Below are 490 nucleotides of genomic sequence, written 5' to 3' on the forward strand. Positions count from 1 at the left end.
AGAATTTATCCATGTTGAATGTCTTGAATCAGCGTCATAATCGTCGTTGGTTGATTTTTATTGTATTGAAATCATCTTGAAGCAGCTGTGTCTAATTAAGGCATGTTTTGATTCAGAATTGATGATGACTTTATGGGAAAAGGATTTTTTATGTCAGAATTACAACCCCGTAATAACCTTGATAGCCATATTCCGCATGATGGCAATGAATATCTGTTTACAGATACCTTCCCTAAGGGCACTGGCAAAGGACTGATTATCTTTGCTATAGCGGCCATTATCAGCGTTATTATATACAATGTACTGCCCTTTGATACTAACGCCAATAAAGGCTTGGCAATGTTAGTTTTCATTGGAGCGTTATGGTTAACTGAGGCCGTTCATGTCACTATTACGGCCATTTTAGTCATGATTATCGGTGTGGTGATTGGTATTCCTGATTTCGATACTACCAGCGCCCTTGCCAGTTTTTCTAATCCCATTATTTATA

At 37.8% G+C, this 490-nt stretch carries 1 protein-coding gene; it reads left to right on the top strand.

Annotated features, from left to right (window positions below; translation table 11 throughout):
* Window positions 1–132: 132 nt before the first annotated feature.
* The coding region (locus EG885_RS22405; RefSeq protein ID WP_207392403.1) for a hypothetical protein at window positions 133–490 on the top strand (358 nt) is incomplete at its 3' end.

Origin of the sequence: Paracoccus nototheniae (genome assembly GCF_004335005.1) — a bacterium.
GTDB lineage: Bacteria > Pseudomonadota > Alphaproteobacteria > Rhodobacterales > Rhodobacteraceae > Paracoccus > Paracoccus nototheniae.